Annotated in this window: 15 protein-coding genes and 2 pseudogenes; 3 read left to right on the top strand and 14 right to left on the bottom strand. The window is 38.9% G+C overall.

The genetic code is table 11. The features are described 5' to 3' along the window. Positions 1 to 193: 193 nt before the first annotated feature. The 7 genes and pseudogenes from AC3ANV_RS15050 to AC3ANV_RS15080 all read right to left on the bottom strand — a co-directional run bounded on the left by AC3ANV_RS15050 (position 194) and on the right by AC3ANV_RS15080 (position 5080). Positions 194 to 691, bottom strand: coding sequence for a dienelactone hydrolase family protein (locus tag AC3ANV_RS15050; protein ID WP_488309538.1), 498 nt, complete (start codon positions 689 to 691; stop codon positions 194 to 196). Then, positions 655 to 1119 (bottom strand): alpha/beta hydrolase family protein, encoded by a 465-nt coding sequence (locus AC3ANV_RS15055; protein WP_488309539.1) that lies wholly within the window; start codon positions 1117 to 1119, stop codon positions 655 to 657. The genes AC3ANV_RS15050 and AC3ANV_RS15055 overlap by 37 nt, the downstream gene beginning before the upstream one ends. After that, complete coding sequence (locus AC3ANV_RS15060) at positions 1109 to 2230, bottom strand: helix-turn-helix domain-containing protein (RefSeq protein WP_488314236.1); 1122 nt, start codon at positions 2228 to 2230, stop codon at positions 1109 to 1111. Before AC3ANV_RS15060 ends, AC3ANV_RS15055 begins: the two co-directional genes overlap by 11 nt. A 489-nt stretch (positions 2231 to 2719) precedes the next feature. Beyond that, positions 2720 to 2851, bottom strand: a complete 132-nt coding sequence (locus AC3ANV_RS15065) for an FbpB family small basic protein (RefSeq protein WP_488309540.1) — start codon at positions 2849 to 2851, stop codon at positions 2720 to 2722. Positions 2852 to 3243: 392 nt separating this feature from the next. Further along, a pseudogene (locus AC3ANV_RS15070) lies at positions 3244 to 3874 on the bottom strand (aldo/keto reductase); the annotation flags it as partial. After that, entirely contained in the window at positions 3849 to 4754 is a 906-nt protein-coding gene (locus AC3ANV_RS15075; protein WP_488309541.1) for an aldo/keto reductase, read from the bottom strand. The gene AC3ANV_RS15075 and the pseudogene AC3ANV_RS15070, both read right to left, overlap by 26 nt. Positions 4755 to 4840: 86 nt before the next feature. Next, positions 4841 to 5080 carry a hypothetical protein gene (locus AC3ANV_RS15080; RefSeq protein WP_488309542.1) on the bottom strand — a complete coding sequence of 80 codons (240 nt, stop codon included), beginning with the start codon at positions 5078 to 5080 and terminating at the stop codon, positions 4841 to 4843. 148 nt (positions 5081 to 5228) lie between these two features. On the opposite strand from AC3ANV_RS15080, the pseudogene AC3ANV_RS15085 reads away from it, so the two are divergent. Beyond that, positions 5229 to 6144: pseudogene (locus AC3ANV_RS15085) on the top strand (AraC family transcriptional regulator). Positions 6145 to 6401: 257 nt separating this feature from the next. Here AC3ANV_RS15085 and gltD read toward each other — a convergent pair. Together gltD and gltB are read right to left on the bottom strand one after the other, a co-directional pair. After that, the gene (gene gltD, locus AC3ANV_RS15090; protein WP_488309543.1) at positions 6402 to 7868 is read right to left on the bottom strand and encodes a glutamate synthase small subunit; all 1467 of its coding nucleotides are present in this window, start codon (positions 7866 to 7868) and stop codon (positions 6402 to 6404) included. A 17-nt stretch (positions 7869 to 7885) separates the two neighbouring features. After that, complete coding sequence (gltB, locus tag AC3ANV_RS15095; protein ID WP_488309544.1) at positions 7886 to 12430, bottom strand: glutamate synthase large subunit; 4545 nt, start codon at positions 12428 to 12430, stop codon at positions 7886 to 7888. Between the two features lie 133 nt (positions 12431 to 12563). On the opposite strand from gltB, the gene gltC reads away from it, so the two are divergent. Continuing rightward, a complete protein-coding gene (gltC, locus tag AC3ANV_RS15100) occupies positions 12564 to 13466 on the top strand; it encodes a glutamate biosynthesis transcriptional regulator GltC (protein WP_488309545.1) in 903 nt (300 codons plus the stop codon). Positions 13467 to 13824: 358 nt separating this feature from the next. Here gltC and AC3ANV_RS15105 read toward each other — a convergent pair whose 3' ends face one another. The 4 genes from AC3ANV_RS15105 to AC3ANV_RS15120 all read right to left on the bottom strand — a co-directional run bounded on the left by AC3ANV_RS15105 (position 13825) and on the right by AC3ANV_RS15120 (position 18323). After that, positions 13825 to 14922, bottom strand: a complete 1098-nt coding sequence (locus AC3ANV_RS15105) for a BMP family lipoprotein (protein ID WP_488309546.1) — start codon at positions 14920 to 14922, stop codon at positions 13825 to 13827. A gap of 264 nt (positions 14923 to 15186) precedes the next feature. Then, a complete protein-coding gene (locus tag AC3ANV_RS15110; RefSeq protein ID WP_488309547.1) occupies positions 15187 to 15585 on the bottom strand; it encodes a DoxX family protein in 399 nt (132 codons plus the stop codon). Between the two features lie 327 nt (positions 15586 to 15912). Further along, a complete protein-coding gene (locus AC3ANV_RS15115; protein WP_488309548.1) occupies positions 15913 to 17661 on the bottom strand; it encodes a DHA2 family efflux MFS transporter permease subunit in 1749 nt (582 codons plus the stop codon). Between the two features lie 8 nt (positions 17662 to 17669). Beyond that, positions 17670 to 18323: an HlyD family secretion protein gene (locus tag AC3ANV_RS15120; RefSeq protein WP_488309549.1), complete on the bottom strand. Its 654-nt coding sequence runs from the start codon at positions 18321 to 18323 to the stop codon at positions 17670 to 17672. Between the two features lie 213 nt (positions 18324 to 18536). Between AC3ANV_RS15120 and AC3ANV_RS15125 the strand changes: the two genes are divergently transcribed. After that, complete coding sequence (locus AC3ANV_RS15125; protein WP_488309550.1) at positions 18537 to 19154, top strand: TetR/AcrR family transcriptional regulator; 618 nt, start codon at positions 18537 to 18539, stop codon at positions 19152 to 19154. Between the two features lie 148 nt (positions 19155 to 19302). Here AC3ANV_RS15125 and AC3ANV_RS15130 read toward each other — a convergent pair whose 3' ends face one another. Continuing rightward, entirely contained in the window at positions 19303 to 20178 is an 876-nt protein-coding gene (locus tag AC3ANV_RS15130) for an SDR family oxidoreductase (protein ID WP_488309551.1), read from the bottom strand. Between the last annotated feature and the right edge of the window lie 191 nt (positions 20179 to 20369).

Genomic DNA, 20369 nt, shown 5'->3' on the forward strand with positions numbered 1-20369 from the left:
TTGAAATAGTTAAAATAGATTTGAGTAGAAATTTTTCTTAAACATGTAATCATAATTACTATGTCAACAATAAGGGCGATAAAAGGAAAAACACTTGATAATATTTGCATTAATTAAACATTCATCTCCTAAACTAACATTGATACATAATGAAGTTAGTTTGTAAAAGTTATTACCACAGCATGACTATATCCTATACCGAATGAATCCAATCGGAAATGTCACTTATAACATGTTTATCGACATGTTGTGCAACCTTATACTCTTTTTTCGCTTTTCGTATCTCTCCATAAATAGAAGGCATAAAAGCATGATTCAGGTTCGGATAAAGTTTAAAGGTTACATTTGGCATATCCCCTAATAATTTTTTGTATCCATTAAAATCTTTTTCCACTGATACATGAAAATCTTTCTCTCCTTGCAAAATTAATACTGGCTTATTCAATACCTTTAGATATTTGGCTGATGGATGCTCGCCCATTTCTTTGAAGTAGTAGGCTCTAACATGTTTTCCTAAAACTACGGTTGATTTTGCTTCTTCATCACTTAGATTATAGATGTTGTCAAGTTTTGATGATAGTGATGCTATTTGTTTCTTAGCAATCACTTTTAAAAGCTTATTCAATGAGTTTAAAATATCGTTATTTTGATCCATTATAATTTCTTCAAATTCACGTGGAGAACCACCCATAATAATGATTCCAGTAAAATTCCACCTTCTGCATCAATTCGCGGAGCTAACATCCCGCCTAAACTATGACCAACAACAAATATTTTGTTTAAATCCATACGTGAATCTTTTCGTAAAAAATCAGCTGCAAGAATGGCATCTTCAATAGTTTCTTCTTTAACTGATAACGTAGGATCATTTCTCATTTCTTTACCGTATACTAATGTTCTCTTGTCATATCGTAGTACTGCAATTCCTTTTTCCGACAAGCCTTCGGCAAGGTCCTTAAAAGGATAAATGTTTCCGACTTTTTCATCCATGTTACTTGGACCAGAGCCATGAACCAATACAACCGAAGGAAACAATCCATTCGTTTTATTAGGAATGGTCAATATTCCATTAAGAGGGAACTTTGTTTCAGCACCTATAGTAATTTTTTCATCGGCCACTGTAATTACCTCCTAAATTTTCCTTAAGTTTATCAACGATGCTTTTGTATTTTGGTTCATTGTGCAAAAGGGAAAAAGCAGGATTCTCTGCAACACTTTGTAATATGCTTTCCTTTATTATCTTTTCGTCTCTGGGCGCTTCAATATCATAATCCTTGAGCCAGTCATCTATGCTGTCAAAAAAGGTATCACCTTTCAATTTGTAGGGTAAAAGTGATGTCGTGCAAATGTACGAGTAATTTTCGAGCATTTTAAGTGCATTTTCCAAATTGTTTTGCATCGTATAACCTTGTGCGGCTGCTAAATAAAGCAGGCACATCAAATTAGGGTCTAATTTTTCAACTTCAAAGATTTTAGAAATTTGTATAAAACGGTTAAGTGCCTGCTCAAACTTTTCAGGTTGATCGGCAATCCATATCAAATATGACTGTGCTGGTCCAAGAAGACCACGCAGATTCTGATAAAGACTAATCTGTAAAACAGATTTTGCTTTCTCCATATTTCTGATCATTTGATAAGCATTGGCGAGCAAAATGTTATCACTTATGGGTGGTTTCATTGTTTCGTCAAGTAATTCCAAAGCTTCCAGCGGTTGATTCATAGATATACGACATAATGCTTCTATGGAGTTTGCCTGTTTAGCTATCCAAACATCATCGCTTTCCGTTTTAATACGAACACACAAGTCAGCAATTTCATGTAATAGTGCTTCCTGTTTTTCTTTTTCCTTTTCAAGCATGTAGTGATTTAACAATAATACAGCCATTCGCAGCAAAAGGGGGAAACAGGCAAAATACTTCTTTATAACCCCACGGCATTCATAAAGAACTTCATCAAAAGGCTTACGACTAAATTCCGCGGCCAGTTGGTGATATGTTTTATTTATATCTTCCTTCGACATTTGAGGTAGATAACCAATGAGTTCATCAATACTAGTGTTAAAATAGGTTGCTAATTGTGGAAGCAGGGTTATATCCGGATAGCTCTGAGCCGTTTCCCATTTAGATACGGAAGCCTTCGATACACCGATATACTCAGCAAGTTTATCCTGTGTGATGCCTTTTTCTTTTCTTTTTGCTGTAATAACTTTTGCAATATTTATTTCTCTCATCATTTTCACTCCCTTTATTACTATTAAAATGTATTTTACCGACAATTCCAATGGAGTTATACTTTATTTTGGTTGATGAAATCAACCATTAGGAAACCATGTATTCACAAAAAACCTATTCATCATTGTGAATAGGTTTTTTTGTTTATGTTTCTTCTAATTAAAATGATCTACTTGGAAGACTTCATCGTTACAAATGAACAATAAAGGTAACACCAGCAATACGCCAATTTACAACGTTAAGAAATTTCCAAAATAAAAGCGAACTAAAATGAAAAATGAGCGCTTATTCATGTTCCGGGATTGCGCCGGATTGCTGAAGAAAGAAAAACAACGTTGATTTATTAACGATGTATAAAATCATGCATAATAGAGAAGATTGTGAAGCGAACGAAAGGTTGGTTTATTAACTTTTTTTAAATCTATCCGGCTCCTAAAATTCACTGATTATGTAAAATAGTTCTATATACCATAAAAAGGCTAGCTATATTAAGCTAGCTTTTTAACCTCATGGCGTTTTTCTATACGCTTTTCAATTTTTTCGATTGCTTGTTTATCTTTAAGTAATTCTTGCTTATTCTCTTTTATTAACTCTTCAAATGATTTTTTATACTTACGCATTATAACACTCTTTTCTTTTTTAGATGGGTCTATTATAACATATCTGAATAATAAAATAATTCTGTTAGTTAAAAATAATAGAAAAATTATTTTGAATAATATTTTTGCTAATTAATTACCGACAAGCTTAATTATATAAATTAAAGTTGAGTGTATAATACACCCGCAATTCAACCCATAATATCCTACATTCCTATTGAACAAACCTACCATTTAACTGGATTAAAGACCAAGAAAAAATGGACTGCTGAAACAGTCCATCGTTGTTCAATTCTTACGCCCGTTTTCGGAAGATAGATGATAAGGGAATGCACCCATTAACAAGTTAAGGAACTTCTAATAAGCAACTGTAACGCGGCATCTTAACCTCTTGAAATATTTTTATAAGCGCATTAAATATCCAGTTTACGTGTACCAAGCGATTTCACCATTTCAGGATCCCTATGTGAAAAGAATAGGCTTTCTTTCGTGTCTAACGTAGCAATTTTATCCATATCGTTATGATTTAATTCAAAGTCAAAGATATTGAAGTTTTCAATCATTCTTTCTTTGCGAACAGTCTTCGGAATCATAACGACTCCTCTTTGCGTTAACCAACGTAAAACCACCTGGGCAACGGATTTATTATATTTCTCGGCTATTAATAATAAAGTTTCATTCTGGAACATGTTGTTTCTCCCTTCGGTAAAGGGACCCCAGGATTCAATCTGAACATTGTTTTCTTTCATAAATTTCGCACTTTCAATTTGCTGGCAGAAAGGATGTGTTTCAACCTGGTTTACGGTAGGAGTTACTTCATAATGAATAATCAAATCAATCAGACGATCGTTTTGAAAGTTACTCACCCCCGATTGCCCTAATTTTCCCATCATGATACAATTCCTCCATCGCACGCCAAGAACCATACACATCGCCAAATGGCTGATGAATTAAATACAAATCCAAATAATCCAGTTGCAGTCTTTCCAGAGATTTTTCAAATGCTTTCTTTGTGCGTTCATAGCCTGTATCCTGAACCCATAACGTCTATTGCGCCAATATTTTCTTCCAATCTCTCCAATTTACAAGTCCCAGGAATCGGAACAATCCATGACCTCTGGGCAAGTACCCATGCAAGAGAGATTTGAGCCGGTCTTGCGTTCTTCTCTGCAGCAACCTTCTTTATTAATTCCACAAGAATCTGATTTGCCTCAAGATTTTCTGATTGAAAGCGAGGCTGCTTGCTACGAAAGTCGTCGCTACCGAATGTGGTATTCTTATCAATGGTTCCAGTAAGGAATCCTTTGCCCAGTGGTGCAAATGGAACAAACCCAATTTCGAGTTCTTCAAGAGTAGGTAGTAGTTCATTTTTAGGATTTCTCCACATCATGGAGTATTCACTTTGAACTGCAGTAAGTGGCTGAACCGCATGTGCACGACGAATCGCTTCCACCCCTGCTTCAGAAATTCCCCAATGTCTGATTTTACCTTCCTTGATTAGGTCTTGTACGACTCCAGCCACTTCTTCTATTGGCACATTTGGGTCAACACGATGCTGATAATAGATGTCAATTGTTTCAATTCGAAGTCGTTTAAGCGAGCCTTCAACTGATTTACTAATGGTCTCCGGTTTGCTATCAAGCACTTGTTTTCCATCTTCCATTTTAATGCCAAATTTAGTTGCGATGAGCACCTTTCCTTTAAATGGAGCAAGTGCTTCACCTACCAACTCCTCATTGTGATGATTCTTCCCATAAACTTCAGCAGTGTCGAAGAAATTAACACCGCGTTCAACCGCAGCATGGATTAAAGAAATCGCATCTTTCTTTTCTGGTAGCGGTCCAAAACTCTGGCTCATCCCCATACAACCTAACCCAACTGCAGAAACTTCTAAACCACTTTTCCGCAATTTACGTTTTTGCATTATTTTTCTTCCTCCTACTTTTATTAACTATTTGCGCTGTTCCTGTTTCTTATTTCCATTTCTGTACAGCTAAGGCATTTGTTCCATCACCGTTTTTTTCCACTGCAGGAGCTTTTTATTAGAATATCGATTTTAGATAAAGATTTATTTAGGCTATATAATTCTTCTTTTGTTAATTCTATATCTGCCCCGCCTACGTTTTCCTCTAATCTTTGTAACTTTGTTGTGCCTGGTATTGGAATAATAATGGTTTTTGAGCCATTTCCCATGCTTGAGATGACAGCAATCGCCACCGCGACCGAAACAACCCCAATCCAACATGCCATAACTTGCATCCTTATTATGCAACAGATGAAATCACCACTGGTATCACAAGTGTCAAATGATTGCATAATCCTCTCACAGCCATTAACGCAAAATGTGAAAAACATTATAATGGGACCATCACGGATGTAGAAAACAAAGGAGGATTTTATGTTTGAAGAATTATATAGACAAAGAGTTGAACTCGCCAAAATCATAGAGGGTCACATAGGACAGGACGGTTCTCACATGACTGCGGTACCGTCTTTATTTTTCTCCCGCTACTCTAATGAAACTGGACCAAATTACGGAGTACACAAGCCTTTCTTATGTATTGTCGTTCAGGGGATGAAGGAGGTATTACTGTCAGAGGAGCGTTTTCAGTACGGTCCTGCCGATTACCTTGTTGCATCCGTGAACTTGCCCATTACTGGAATCGTCACGGAGGCTAACTCCCAAGTTCCGTATTTAGCTCTCAAACTTGAATTTACGGCGACCCAGATCTTAAACGTTTTACGTGAATCTCAAATGGCAGTTGACAAGAAAAAAATGCAAAACGAGGTATGTTGGTCAGCAAAATAGAGCCATCTCTATTGGACGCTGTAACCAGATTGGCTCGTATGCTGGAAAATCCCAAGAATATCCCGGTACTCGCTCCACTAATCAAGAAGGAAATCATCTACAGGGTTTTGCAAGGAGAACATGGGGGGATGTTGAAACAAAAAGCAATAGAAGGAAGTTCTACCAATCAAATCAGTGACGTAATTGAACATATCATGAATAACTATGAAAAGTCTTTTAAGATTGAGGAACTTGCGGAAAAAGCAAATATGAGTGTTTCTTCACTTCATCGGCACTTTAAAGAAGTTACCGCGATGAGCCCAATTCAATTCCAAAACAACTTAGACTTCAAGAAGCCCGGAGCCTGTTGTTATCGGAATCAGCTGATGCTGCTGATGTTGCATTCCGGGTTGGCTAAGAAAGTCCATCACAATTCAGTCGTGAATATTCGCGCAGGTTTGGTTTACCACCTAAAGAAGATATAAAGCGCCTGAAGAAGGACTATGACGAAACGATAAACGCATGATGTCCTACCAATGTGTAGATGCTTTTCCGAAATTATAAACCAAAATGATAGTTGTTTTGCCTTCGTTTTTGGCATATAAAAGCGCTTATATTAATTTAGGATTTTAATATGTTATAAACTTTTTAAACATTCTCGAAATCCTTATAGGGTACAGAATAAAACAGGCACCATCCAAAAATGATGGTACCTGCTGCTGTTTCGTTTGTTACGTAACGGAATTATTCAATTTAAACAATCTATTAGGATAGAAGAATTTTTTACACCATTAAGTATTTGTCGACTTCACGTGCGACTTCACGGCCTTCGTTGATCGCCCAAACGATGAGGCTTTGTCCTCTTCTGGCATCGCCTGCAGCGAACACTCCTTCAACGTTTGTTTTGAACTCACCGTAGGCAGCTTGAACCTTTTGGTTGACTGCTTTTACACCGAATTGGGTTAACAATGGCTGCTCTGTTCCCTCAAAACCAATTGCAATAAACACAAACTGGGCTGGCCATACTTTTTCAGTGCCTGGGATTTCTTTAAAATAAAAACGGCCATTTTCATCCTTAAGTTTCTCCATTTGGATGGTGTGAAGCTCTTTCAGATTCCCATTATCATCAGCAATGATTTTCTTCGTTTGAATCGAATATTGACGAGGATCTTCCCCAAATTTCGCTTCAGCTTCCTTATATGCATAGTCCATTGTAAAAACGTTCGGATATGCTGGCCATAAATTATTAGAAGTCCGTTCCACAGGTAATTGCGGATGCTTACCAAATTGAACAACACTGTTACATTTTTGACGAAGCGCTGTTGCCACACAGTCGGCACCTGTATCTCCACCACCAATTACGATGACGTCTTTCCCTTCTACATCGATAAATTGGCCATCTTCAAAATTTGGATCTAGTAGACTTTTAGTCGCTAGCGTCAAATAGTCCATCGCAAAGTGAATGCCCTTTGCTTCACGGCCTTCAATCACTAAATCACGCTGCTTTTGAGCACCTGTGCAAAGGATAACGGCATCGAATTGTTCTTGAAGTTCTGCAGCTGTGATATCTTTGCCCACTTCTGTATTTGTAACGAAGTCGATACCTTCTTGAGTCAATAAACGAATCCGGCGTTCTACGACTTCTTTCTCAAGCTTCATGTTCGGAATTCCATACATCAACAAGCCGCCAGGACGGTCTGCCCGCTCAAAAACAGTTACTGAGTGACCTGCTTGATTAAGCTGATCAGCAGCAGCCATTCCTGCAGGGCCGGAACCGATAATCGCTACTTTTTTCCCAGTCCGTGAAGCTGGAATCCTTGGTGTGATCCATCCGTTTTCAAAACCTTTATCAATAATCGCTTGTTCAATATTCTTGATAGTTACCGCCGGGTCGGAAATTGCCACCGTACATGAACCTTCACACGGAGCCGGACAAACCCTTCCTGTAAACTCAGGGAAATTATTCGTTTTCATCAGGCGATCAAGTGCTTCCTTCCAGCGACCGCGATAAACCAGATCATTCCACTCCGGAATCAGGTTGTGAATCGGACAGCCAGATGTGGCCCCTTGAATCTCCATGCCGATATGGCAGAAAGGAGTGGCGCAGTCCATGCACCGCGCCCCCTGTATACTTAACTTTTCATCAGAAAAAGGAACTTTATGCTCTTTCCAGTCGTTTAGGCGTGTTAGAGGATCTCTTTCTCCGACTTTTTCACGAGCATATTCCATAAATCCAGTTGTTTTCCCCATTTTGCTTTTCCCCTTTCTTAGCGGATTGCAGCTTCCTGCTGTTTAGATGGTTTTGGTAATGCTCCGGAATTCGCTAAAAAGGCGCTCATAACGGCATCTTCTTCCGATAAGCCTGCTAGTTTTTGCTCCTCGATCAATTGGATCATCCGTTTATAATCCTTTGGAATGACTTTGACAAATTTTCTGACACACTCTTCCCAGTTTTCGAGAACACAGCTTGCCTTGTTACTTTCAGTATAACGGAAATGGTTTTCGATTAATGTTTTTAGCTCATCCTGATCGGAAGGACTTGATACCGATTCAAATTCAATTAATTCTTGGTTACATAAATGCTTGAATGCATCCTTGTCTTCCGAAAGCACGTAGGCAATCCCGCCGGACATTCCAGCTCCGAAGTTTTTACCAACATCCCCTAAGATAACCACACGTCCACCTGTCATATACTCACAGCCATGGTCTCCAATTCCTTCAACAACTACATTTACGCCACTGTTACGAACGGCAAAACGTTCTCCGGCACGTCCGTTAATATAGGCTTCACCGCTAGTTGCCCCGATAAAGGCGACATTTCCGGCGATCACATTTTCACCTGAAGCGATCTTCGTATGTTCATCTGCTCTAACGATGATTTTTCCGCCTGACAGACCTTTACCAACATAATCGTTCACGTCTCCAGTAAGATCAAGAGTCATTCCTTTCGGTACAAAGGCTCCAAAGCTTTGTCCCGCAGAACCGGTAAACCTTAAAGTAATCGTATCCTCCGGAAGTCCTTCTTCACCGTAGCGTTTGGAAATTTCACTTCCGACAATCGTACCTGTTACGCGGTTAACGTTCGTAATTGGGAAGCTGACATCGACAGGTGTTCCCTGCTCTAATGCCGGTTGAACAGCCGGCAGAATGTGTTTGATATCAAGAGTTTCATCAATTCGATGATTTTGCGGACGTTTAAAGGTGCGCACTCCTTCAGGCTTGTGAAGTAAAGCAGTTAAATCTAAATGCTGAGCCTTCCAATGGGCTTTTGCTCGTTCACTTACAGCTAGAACATCCGTGCGGCCAACCATTTCCTCAACTGTTCTAAAACCAAGCTCCGCCATGATCTCTCGTACTTCTTGTGCAACAAAGCGCATAAAGTTAACGATATAATCAGCTTCACCGGTGAACTTTTTGCGAAGCTCAGGGTTTTGAGTGGCAATTCCAACCGGACATGTATCCAAATGACAAACACGCATCATGACACAGCCAAGGACCACAAGCGGTGCAGTCGCAAAGCCATATTCTTCTGCTCCTAGTAAGGCTGCCATGACAACATCCTTACCTGTCATTAATTTACCGTCTGTTTCAAGTACTACGCGGTCACGCAAACCATTTAACATAAGCGTTTGGTGTGCCTCTGCTAATCCAAGCTCCCAAGGCAATCCGGCATGCTGAATGCTCGTTTTCGGTGATGCACCAGTTCCACCATCGTATCCACTGATGACAATTACATCGGCTACCGCTTTAGCTACGCCGGCAGCGATGGTTCCTACGCCACCTTTTGAAACAAGCTTAACGCTGATTCGTGCATCACGATTAGCATTTTTCAAATCATGGATCAGCTGAGCCAAATCCTCGATGGAATAAATGTCATGGTGCGGCGGCGGTGAAATTAAGCTGACACCAGGTGTTGCCCCACGCACGTCGGCAACCCATGGATAAACCTTTTTACCCATTAATTGACCGCCTTCCCCAGGCTTTGCACCTTGTGCCATTTTAATTTGTAGCTCTTCGGCATTCACTAGATAATGACTCTTTACACCAAAACGGCCGGAAGCAATTTGTTTAATCTTACTTCCTCTGTTGTCGCCATTTTCATCTAATACAAAGCGGCTTGCATCTTCCCCGCCTTCACCCGAGTTGCTTTTTCCGCCTAAACGGTTCATGGCAATCGCTAATGTTTCATGCGCTTCCTTACTAATTGATCCAAAGGACATCGCACCTGTTTTAAATCGGCGGACTATCGAATCAACTGATTCTACTTCTTCAATTGGCAAAGCTTGTCTGGAACCATTAAAGGAGAATAGGTTGCGTAAAAAGCCCAGTCTTTCTTCATTCGCAAGATCCGAATATTTTTTAAATAAGTCATAATCACCGTTGCGGCAAGCCCATTGTAAAGTATGGATCGTGCCTGGATTGAACGCATGGTGTTCACCATCATGTCTCCATTGGAAGTTACTTCCTGAATCTAATGTCTTGTCAGTCGATTCATATGCTTCCGTATGGCGCTGCTTCGCTTCTTCTGCGATAGTTTCTAAACCAATTCCGCCAAGCTGAGAGACTGTTCCAGTGAAGTAACGGTCAATCACATCTGAGCTGATCCCAACTGCTTCAAAAATTTGCGCCCCACGGTAACTTTGAACCGTTGAAATACCCATTTTCGACATGACCTTAACAACACCCTCGGTCATCGCGTACACGTATTTTTCAACCGCTTCTTGATAGGTGAACGGTAAAGTTCCTTCCTGAACCGCTTCCTGATAAGTAGCGAATACAAGATAAGGGTTAATCGCATCAACGCCATATCCAAGCAGCACGGAGAAATGATGTACTTCTCTTACTTCCCCTGTTTCAACAATAATGCTGGCCATCGTTCTTAATCCTTCACGAATCAAGTGCTGATGAAGGGCGCTCGCTGCCAAAACGCTAGGAATGGCCGCTTCATTTTCATTCAGGTTACGGTCAGACAGGATAATCAAACTAGTACCTTCCGCAATCGCTTCGTCTGCTTGACGGCAAACTTCGTTCAAGCTGTTCTCTAAATTCTCAGTGAACAAGATGTCGATCACTTTACTCTTAAATGCTTTGCTACTCTTTAATTCTTCAAGCTGGCTGTTTGTTAGGATAGGTGTCTCCAACTGAATCCGACGGCAATTTTCTGCTGATGGATGAAGTAGATTTCCTTCCGCTCCTAGATAAGAAATCGTTGAAGTAACGATTTCTTCACGAATAGAGTCAACCGGCGGATTAGTTACTTGGGCAAATAATTGCTTAAAGTAGTTAAATAAATTCTGCGGACGATCTGACAATACCGCAAGCGGCATATCATTTCCCATCGCACCAAGCGGATCCTTGCCTTCACTAACAGCAGGAAGGATATATTTTTGAATATCCTCATACGTATAGCCGAAAGCTTTTTGGCGAGTAAGTAAATCTGCAGGAACTTCTCCTTTGGATTCTATTTTTTCTTCCAAGCGAAGAAGCTGTTCATCCAGCCATTGCTGATACGGCTGTTCCATTGCCAACTGGGATTTAATTTCCTCGTCAGAAATAATTCTTCCCTCTTCTAAATCAATCAATAGCATTTTTCCTGGGCTCAGGCGCTCTTTGTATAACACCTTCTCTGGTTCAACATCAATGACGCCAACCTCTGATGAAAAAATAATATAATCATCGTCTGTAACGTAATAACGGGCCGGACGAAGACCGTTCCGATCCAAAATAGCCCCAATTTGTTTTCCGTCGGTAAAAGAAATTGCAGACGGTCCATCCCAAGGCTCCATTAAGGAACTGTGATATTCATAGAAAGCTCTCTTTTCCTCTGTGATATGAGGATTTTCAGACCATGGCTCAGGAACAAGCATCATCGCTGCGTGCGCTGGTTTTCTTCCAGCAAGAACCAAGAATTCAAGTGCATTATCTAAAATGGAGGAATCACTTCCATCGGTGTCAAGGATTGGCAGTACTTTTTCCAAATCGGATCCAAACGCCTCAGAAACGAATTGACTTTCACGCGCCTTCATCCAGTGAATATTCCCTTGAAGGGTATTAATTTCGCCGTTGTGAATTAAATAACGGTTTGGATGTGCTCTTTCCCAGCTCGGAAATGTGTTCGTACTAAAGCGTGAATGAACTAAAGCAAACGCAGAGACAAAATTCTCATCCTGTAAATCCAAATAGAATTGATCGACTTGTTCAGGTGTTAATAGCCCTTTGTAAACGATGGTCCTGCTCGAAAAACTTGCAAAATAAAACCGGTATTCGGATTCCTTTGCCCAATTTTCTGATTGCTTCCGAATCACGTACAACTTTCGTTCAAATGCTAGTGAATCCGTACTATTTTCGTTGGTACCAACAAACAACTGGCGAACGACAGGACAGCTTTCCTGTGCTGTTACCCCGATATTTTCGGCATTGACAGGAACTGTTCTCCAGCCAAGCACTGTTTGCCCCTCTTTTTCGACCAATTTATTAATATAGGTTTCTATTTTTCCCCGTTCCGCATCATCCTGTGAGAAGAACAACATCCCTACGCCGTATTTCCCTTGTTCAGGTAAGTTCATAGTTGAACATTCTTGGCGGAAAAATAAATCCGGGATTTGAACCATAAGTCCCGCGCCATCGCCTGTAAGCGGATCACTCCCCTGTCCGCCGCGATGGTCCAATTGACAAAGCATTTTTAGTCCTTTTGCCACAATATCATGCGTGGCATTCCCTTTGATGTGCGCATATAAACCAATTCCACAGGCATCATGTTCAAATTCAGGACGGTAGAGACCTTGTGCTTTAGGTAGTTGATGATACGTCATATAAAATCTCTCCCTGTTGATTATTGTCGAAATATTGCATATAAACTCATTTTAGGTTACCTTAATGATACAAACAATATATAATTTATATTAAATTAATCTAATTTTTATATGAATAAAAGGAGGATCAAAAATGGAGCTTCGTCAATTACGTTACTTTGTTGAAGTTGCCGAACGGCAACATGTGACAGAGGCGGCTGAAAATCTAAACGTTGCACAATCAGCCGTAAGCTATCAAATTACAAAACTAGAAGAGGAGCTAGGCGTTAACCTATTAGAACGGGTCGGAAGAAATATTAAGGTTACACAGATCGGATCTATTTTTTTACAATATGTAAAAAGTGCCTTAAAAACGATGGAAGAAGCAAAGGAAAAAATAGACGAATACCTCGATCCCCAAGCAGGAACGATTAAAATCGGTTATCCGACAAGTCTCGCCAGATATTGGCTTCCAACTGTTATATCAGCTTATAAGAAAGATGTACCAAATGTTAACTTCCATTTGCGTCAAGGCTCCTATGCCTACTTAATCGATGCGGTGAAAAACGGTGAAATCGATTTAGCTTTTCTCGGCCCTGTCCCCATGAAGGATTCGGACCTAGAGGCGAAAATCTTATTTATGGAAAATATCGTTACCTTGCTTCCAAGTCATCACCCCTTGGCTGATCGAAAAAGTCTGTCTCTAAGTGAGTTGCGTACAGATCCATTCGTTTTATTTCCAAAGGGGTACGTCCTTCGAAAAATTGCTGTAGAGGCCTGTCATGAGGCTGGCTTTAAGCCCAACATTACGTCCGAAGGAGAGGATATGGATGCTTTAAAGGGACTCGTTTCCGCAGGAATCGGCGTTAGCCTATTACCAGAGAGCACTTTCTATGACTCTATTCCCCGATTCACAGTCAAAGTACCGATTGAAACACCAAAGGCGATGCGTACAGTTGGCGTCATTATTCCAAAACATAGAGACCTTGCACCATCCGAAAAGAATTTCTATGAATTTCTTATCCAATATTTCAAGATGTTGGATCAGTATAAATAATGAGTCTTGAAAAATAACGCAAACAAATTCACGTGAACTGCTGTTAACGGCATTATCCAAGCAATTGCCTTTCCGGGGACATGCTTGTGGTAATGCCTTTTTCTTTTGCTATTGTTTGAAATGAGTGGGAGGTAAACTGAATTCCCTGATCGCTGTGTTTAAAAAACCTTTTTCAAACAAAAAGGCGAGCAAGTCTTAAGAATCTTGCTCACCAGGTAGTTATACGATAAAACATTCGCTAAATTACAACGATGCAACAAACTTTAAAACCCTTTATCACCATTAAAAATAGAAATCTTTACAATGATCATTTACATTAAGGATTGCTGCATGCTTGTTTTGACCGGCAAAAGAATTATTATTTAGTACGAAATGTTTTTAATTCAGCATGTGTGCCAGGTACTTTTACAGCTCCAGACTTAATTTTATTTGTCCAGTCACTTACAGCTTTTTCAATGGCTGCTTTATTTGGAACATCCGGGTTAATTGGCGCTAAACCAACACCAGCTTCATTTAAACCATAAACTGTTGTTTTTCCGCCGGGGAAATTACCATTTTTCGTTTTAGTGGTAAGGTCTGTTACTGCATGGTCAACCCGTTTCATAGCAGAAGTAATAACAACATTTACTTGTTTTCCTCCTGCAGTTACAACACCTTCAGCGCTTTGGTCACTGTCTACACCGATTGCCCAAATTGCTTGGCTTGGATTTTTGGCTTTCCGATCACGAGCTTCCTTAAATAATCCGTTACCTGTTGCACCTGCAGCGGCAAATACAACATCATCACCTGATTGGTACATTCTAGAAGCAATTGCTTGCCCTTTTGCTGCATCAGTGAAGGTTGCAGCGTATTGAATATCTACAGTAGCATTGGGATTTACTGCTTTAACACCAGCAACAAAGCCTGATTCAAAACGTTCAATAACCGCACTTTCCATACCGCCAATAAAACCAATTTTATTTGATTTGGTGGTCATTCCGGCAACAATCCCCGCTAAGAATGAACCCTCATTTTCCTTAAATAGAATACTTGCAACGTTTGGTTCCTTCACTTCAGCATCAACGATTGCAAAATGAGCTTTTGGCTGTTGCTTAGCAATTTTATCAACATCATTTTGCATTAAGAAGCCAATACCATAAACTAGGTCAAAACCTTGTCGGGCAAGTGTGTTTAAGTTAGTTGCATAGTCCGCATCAGATTGGGATTGAAGATAATCATATCCGTTCTTGCCTTTTTGCAAATTGTTTGCTTTACCAAAGTCCTGAAGCCCTTTCCAAGATGATTGGTTAAAGGATTTGTCATCAATACCACCAATATCCGTAACCATACCAACTGTGAACCCTTTTGTTTTGTTTCCACCGGCATTATTATTATCAGTAGTCTTTCCACATGCACTTAATAATGTTCCGGTTGCTAGGAAAAGCGATAATGCCACACCAAATTTACGCTTTTTCAAGATATGTCCCTCCTAAATTTGTATAATAAGAAACAAGATTATTTCCGTTTTTAAAATTATTTCATGGAAACTAAACTTGTCTGCTTTAAAATAGTTTTCCAAGAGTAAGAAAAGTTCATCCATTTTATCGATGAACTTTTGTATTTTCGTTTTCACTCTCCCAACTATATTCGAACCAAAGAAAAAGAGCTGCCGCAGCAACTCATTGTAAGCAGTTGATAAAGTTCTTCCGCTTCGGAAGATGAATCAATATCAATAGTCCAATTACAACTTATAAATTAATACATAATTACCGGGTCCAATTAGGGCCACTCCAAGGACTACAGCAATCAAAATAAAGTTATATTCAAATCCTCCTTCGGTTAGCCAGAAGCCATTTTTACCATGGACGGTAAAAATAGCGTCAATCATCACGATAATGATCAGGATTGCCCCAAACCAGGTGAGTATACCGGCTGAAAATAGGATGCCGCCTATAAGTTCAAATACTCCTGCTAAAACGGCCCATGTTTTTCCGCCAGTCTTGATTCCAATCGTCCCTAAATATTCTCCAAACTTGACTGGACCGGGTCCACCAAACCAGCCAAATAATTTTTGCGCCCCATGCCCTACGAACGTCAGGCCAACAGCCAACCGAATAATCAGAAGTCCTAAATCTACCATTTCTACCCCTTCTTTCAAGAAAGTTAAACCCTCTAATAAGCTTTAAATAAAGTAATTGTATTCTTTTATACCTGCTGAAGTATGCGGGTTGCTTTATAAGTATTCCAATTGCTATAACTTCTTAGCAAGTTAGTTATGGCCTTAAGTTGTGACTATATTTTGCGAAAATGTGAATTTTCCACAAAATCGAGATAAAGGAATAACTTGGAAGAGCTTAACCAAGATTCCTCAATATTATCCAAAAGTAAGCAAAAAAGTGAAGAAGGACAAGCTAACTCAAGAAGGTCCATATTTAATGAACCTTTTGAGTTATCCTATCCCTTAAATTTACTGTTCATTTACGCGCGCCCTTTTAATAAAGAACGATAGAACTAAAGATACAAATGCGATTCCAGTTGCAACAATAAAGGCATCATTAATCCCATCAATTGTTGCTTGTTGCATTGTTTGACCGTAAATCCAATAGGCTGTAAGCTCTCTTCCTGCTGAATCCGGCAAGTGTGTTAAAGCTGATAGGCCTTGACCAAGCTGCGAGAAACTACTGGCTATAAAAGGATTGGAACTTGTGATGGTACTCCCATACTCACTATAATGTCCCCCTTGCCTTGTAGTCATTACAGTAACCAGGAATGCCGTACCAATACTGCCGGCAACTTGCCTTGCCGTATTGGAGGCAGCAGTCCCGTGTGCACCAAGTTGACGGGGTAATTGATTAAGACCTTCCGTCATGACAGTCATCATGATAAATGACATACCAAACATCCGCATGACATATAAAAGAAGGATATGTCCATAGCTGGTTGTCATACTCAGACTAGTAAATTGCCATGTGGTCAGTACAGTAATGGTTAAGCCAATTACCGCAAGCCATCTTGCACCGATTTTATCAAAAAGTGCCCCTGAAATTGGGGACATAATCCCCATCACAATGGCACCGGGAAGCATCAATAGTCCTGATTGTAATGCAGTATATCCGCGAATATTTTGCAAATAGATTGGAAGCAAAATCATTGCACCAAACATAGCCATATTAACAATCATACTAATAATAGTGGTTAAAGTGAAAATATCATATTTAAAGACCCGTAAATCAAGCATTGGCTTATCGGTAGTTAATTCACGCCAGACAAAAGCGATTAAAGAAATAATACCTATGATTAAAGAAGTTATAACTGTTGGACTGGTCCAGCCATCATTTCCTGCTTCGCTGAATCCATATAACAAGAAACCGAACCCTAAGGTTGAAAATAAAAATCCTGGAAAATCAAATTTAGGATTGGTTACTTTGGTTACGTCCTTCATCCATAGGAAGCTAAGAATTAAATCAAGTACTCCGATTGGAATGACAATGTCAAACAATAATCTCCATGAATAATGTCCAATAAGCCACCCGGATAATGTTGGACCGATTGCAGGAGCAAATATGATGACAATCCCCATGATCCCCATTGCCTTTCCACGCTTTTCAGGTGGAAACAACGCGAAAAAAACGGTCATCAAAAGGGGCATTATAATTCCGGCACCGCAAGCCTGGATGACCCTTCCGATCATTAGCATACTAAAGTTAGTTGATAATGAACAAACTAACGAACCTAATGTGAATAATAAAATAGCGGTAATGAATAGTTTCCTTGTTCCAAACTTTTCAATAAGAAATGCCGTTACAGGAATAGCGATCCCGTTTACTAACATATAACCTGTGGTGAGCCATTGTACTGTATTGGCTGAAACACCTAAATCATTCATAATATGTGGAATGGCCACATTCAGTAAGGTTTGATTAAGAATGGCAACAAACGCTCCAAGCATTAAAGCCACTAGAATTTTTCCTGTTCCTGAATCTTTTTCAGTTTCTGCAGCAGATTGTTTTTTCCGCTTGTTCAAGCTTTCTTGCGGCTGAACATCAGCTTCGACATATTCCAATACCGGTTCAGAATAAGCAAATTTCTCTTTTTCCTCTTCATTAATCATTTTCGTTAGAGATTTACTAGGTTTCTTATGATTTATTACCCTAAAATTTATTAATAGTAACAGCAAAATACCTAAAATAACATAAACCGTGATATATATTGACATATTATCACCTACTTATGAATTCGCACGGTTACGTTCATACCCGGCACGATTGCAATACCTTTATTATCATCAATGGATATTTTTACTGGGATGACTTGAGTCACTTTTGTGTAGTTTCCTGTATTATTTGAACTAGGTAATAGTGAAAATGTTCCAGCCGTTGCTAAGCCGATTTGTTGTACTTTACCTTTTAATGTGGTATTTGGGAAAGCATCAACATAGATATCGACATCCTGTCCAATTGCCACTTCATCAATATTTGTTTCATCTATATTTGCTGTAACCCATAAGTTATTAAAATCATATACCTTCGCCAGTTGTGTTCCTGCAGCAACAAATGAATTTTGAACTGCATTATTTTGTACAATGGTTCCCTGGGTTGGAAAAGTCACGTTTATATTTATGGGTTTTCCATTTACATCAGTTGCTGTAATGGTTCCAACTGTAGAATCCTTCGAAAAATTGTCACCAACATTGCCTTTCCATTCGATTAGTTTCCCGTTGGCAGGAGCTGCTATTGTCACTTGTTGTCCGGCTATTTGGGCATTATCCGTCGTTAAATAGTTAACCGCTCCATTATAATAGGCATAACCCCCGAAACCTCCACCGACTAATATTAGTAGAATAATAATGTTCAATAATAGTAAACGTTTAGTGCTCATTAGCTACTCTCTCCTTTCTTTTGTTTTTTCCTGCGTTTTCTTATTTCGTATAAGAAATAACACTTTCAGAAAAAATTATAAACAGTGAACATTTTAGTGTCAATAAATAAAATGACACGTTGTCATATGGATGTTGACAACTATTCCTAGGGCGATTATCATAAGTTTATGTTATTTGTGACAATATGTTGTTTGATAAAAGGAGTAAAATCAATGCCTAAACAAACCTTTTTTAATTTATCTAATGAAAAACAAAAATTATTAATAAATGCCGCTAAGAAGGAATTTTCAAGGGTTCCTTTATATGAGGCATCCATTTCAAATATTATCCAAGATGCTGGTATACCTAGAGGAAGTTTTTATCAATATTTTGAGGATAAAGAAGATGTCTTCTTTTTTTTATTAGATGAGTATTCCAAACGGAATCATGAGCGATTTATATCGATCATAAAAATTAACAATGGAGATTTATTTCAGTCCTTTATTGATTGGTTTAAATCCCTTCTTATCATCTTTGAAGAACCCGAAAATCGGCAATATTTAAAAAATGCCTTTTTAAATATGAATTATAAAACAGAAAAAATATTTACTCTGAATATGAATGAGGAAAAAGCTAAAAGTAGATTTTTAGGAATAATTGGCTTCATAAATTCCGAAAATTTGAACATAACGAATGAAGAAGAAATATACTACATTTTTAAAATTATTATGGCGGTGTCCTTACAAAATCTCGTTCATGTTTTCGCGAAGGAATTACCGATTAATGAAGCGATGAAAATCTTTTCTTTGGAGATTGATTTACTAAAAAAAGGTTTTTATAGGGGGACTTAATCCTTAGGAAATAAAAAATCTAAAGCTTTTCGGGGAAAAAAAGCAGAGCAATGAAAGTTAAAAAAGAGCTGCATTCAGCTCTTTTTAACATACCTTATTTGTATTACTTCGTTTCAAAATTTGAAGAAAAAGTCGTTTTTGATTAAATTTAATTCTCTTTTTGAGTGATGTGACTAACCATTTGCCTCAAAGCTTCGCTGATTGGGGTAACTGGACGACCAAGAAGTTTTTCGAAATCATTGCTCTTAATATCCAATGTACCTTCTCGGATGCTTTTTTGGATGTCAACAATCATAGGAATAAGAAAGTCCGGTACGCCAACACCTTTCATAATATCGGCATAAGTAGCATCATCAACCTGTTGCACAGGTACTTCTTTACCCAGGACAATGCCAAGAGCAGATGCTAGTTCTTCTTGAGTCAATAGCTTACCAGAAAGCTCGTAAATTGTATTATCGTGCCCGTTACCAGATAGTACCGCTGCCGCAGCTTCTGCATAATCTTGTTGTAGTGCCCAGCCAACCTTGCCGTTTTCTGCTGATGTCACCCAAGGAGCTCCTGCTAGGACACCTTGAATGCTTGACGTTTCATTCTCTAAATACCAGTTGTTACGTAAGAAGGAATAAGGAATGCCTGTTTTCAAAATCGCTTTTTCTGTTGCCTGATGTGTTGGAGCGAATAGGTTTCTACTTTCCTTTGCATTCACTATACTGGTATACGCAATGAATTTAACTCCTGCACGCTCTGCCGCAGCTACAGCATTTGTATGCTGACGAATTCTTGTTTCATTGTCTCCATCCGCAGAAATAATTAATAAGCGATCAATACCTGCAAAAGCAGAATCTAGTGTTTCAGGATGATTAAAATCTCCGTGTCGAACTTCTACTCCACGAGCCTGTAATCCTTCCGCTTTCTCTGGATTACGAACACTTACAGCCAATTGATTGGCCGGTACATTCTTTAATAACGTCTCTACAGCTTTGGTACCTAATTTCCCCGTTGCTCCTGTTACTAACATTTTCATTGTCTAATTCCTCCAATAAATGTTTCGTTGATGTTGTAACCTAATTTATTACATGTAATAATATTAGTTACATTTAGTCTTTTTGTCAATTTATTTAAATAGTAATGGTTAGAAAGTATACTCAGCCGCAAAAATTGATAAAAGACATTCTTGAAAACAGAATGTCTTTTTACGTATTTTAAATTATCCAG

This window comes from Neobacillus sp. DFD-2R, from assembly GCF_057747865.1.

Coding starts and splice junctions, on each gene's coding strand:
- AC3ANV_RS15050 (WP_488309538.1), bottom strand. CDS start 691: ATGGGTGGTTCTCCACGTGAATTTGAAGAAATTATAATGGATCAAAAT.
- AC3ANV_RS15060 (WP_488314236.1), bottom strand. CDS start 2,230: ATGAGAGAAATAAATATTGCAAAAGTTATTACAGCAAAAAGAAAAGAA.
- AC3ANV_RS15065 (WP_488309540.1), bottom strand. CDS start 2,851: ATGCGTAAGTATAAAAAATCATTTGAAGAGTTAATAAAAGAGAATAAG.
- AC3ANV_RS15075 (WP_488309541.1), bottom strand. CDS start 4,754: ATGCAAAAACGTAAATTGCGGAAAAGTGGTTTAGAAGTTTCTGCAGTT.
- AC3ANV_RS15080 (WP_488309542.1), bottom strand. CDS start 5,080: ATGGCATGTTGGATTGGGGTTGTTTCGGTCGCGGTGGCGATTGCTGTC.
- gltD (WP_488309543.1), bottom strand. CDS start 7,868: ATGGGGAAAACAACTGGATTTATGGAATATGCTCGTGAAAAAGTCGGA.
- gltB (WP_488309544.1), bottom strand. CDS start 12,430: ATGACGTATCATCAACTACCTAAAGCACAAGGTCTCTACCGTCCTGAA.
- gltC (WP_488309545.1), top strand. CDS start 12,564: ATGGAGCTTCGTCAATTACGTTACTTTGTTGAAGTTGCCGAACGGCAA.
- AC3ANV_RS15110 (WP_488309547.1), bottom strand. CDS start 15,585: ATGGTAGATTTAGGACTTCTGATTATTCGGTTGGCTGTTGGCCTGACG.
- AC3ANV_RS15115 (WP_488309548.1), bottom strand. CDS start 17,661: ATGTCAATATATATCACGGTTTATGTTATTTTAGGTATTTTGCTGTTA.
- AC3ANV_RS15120 (WP_488309549.1), bottom strand. CDS start 18,323: ATGAGCACTAAACGTTTACTATTATTGAACATTATTATTCTACTAATA.
- AC3ANV_RS15125 (WP_488309550.1), top strand. CDS start 18,537: ATGCCTAAACAAACCTTTTTTAATTTATCTAATGAAAAACAAAAATTA.
- AC3ANV_RS15130 (WP_488309551.1), bottom strand. CDS start 20,178: ATGAAAATGTTAGTAACAGGAGCAACGGGGAAATTAGGTACCAAAGCT.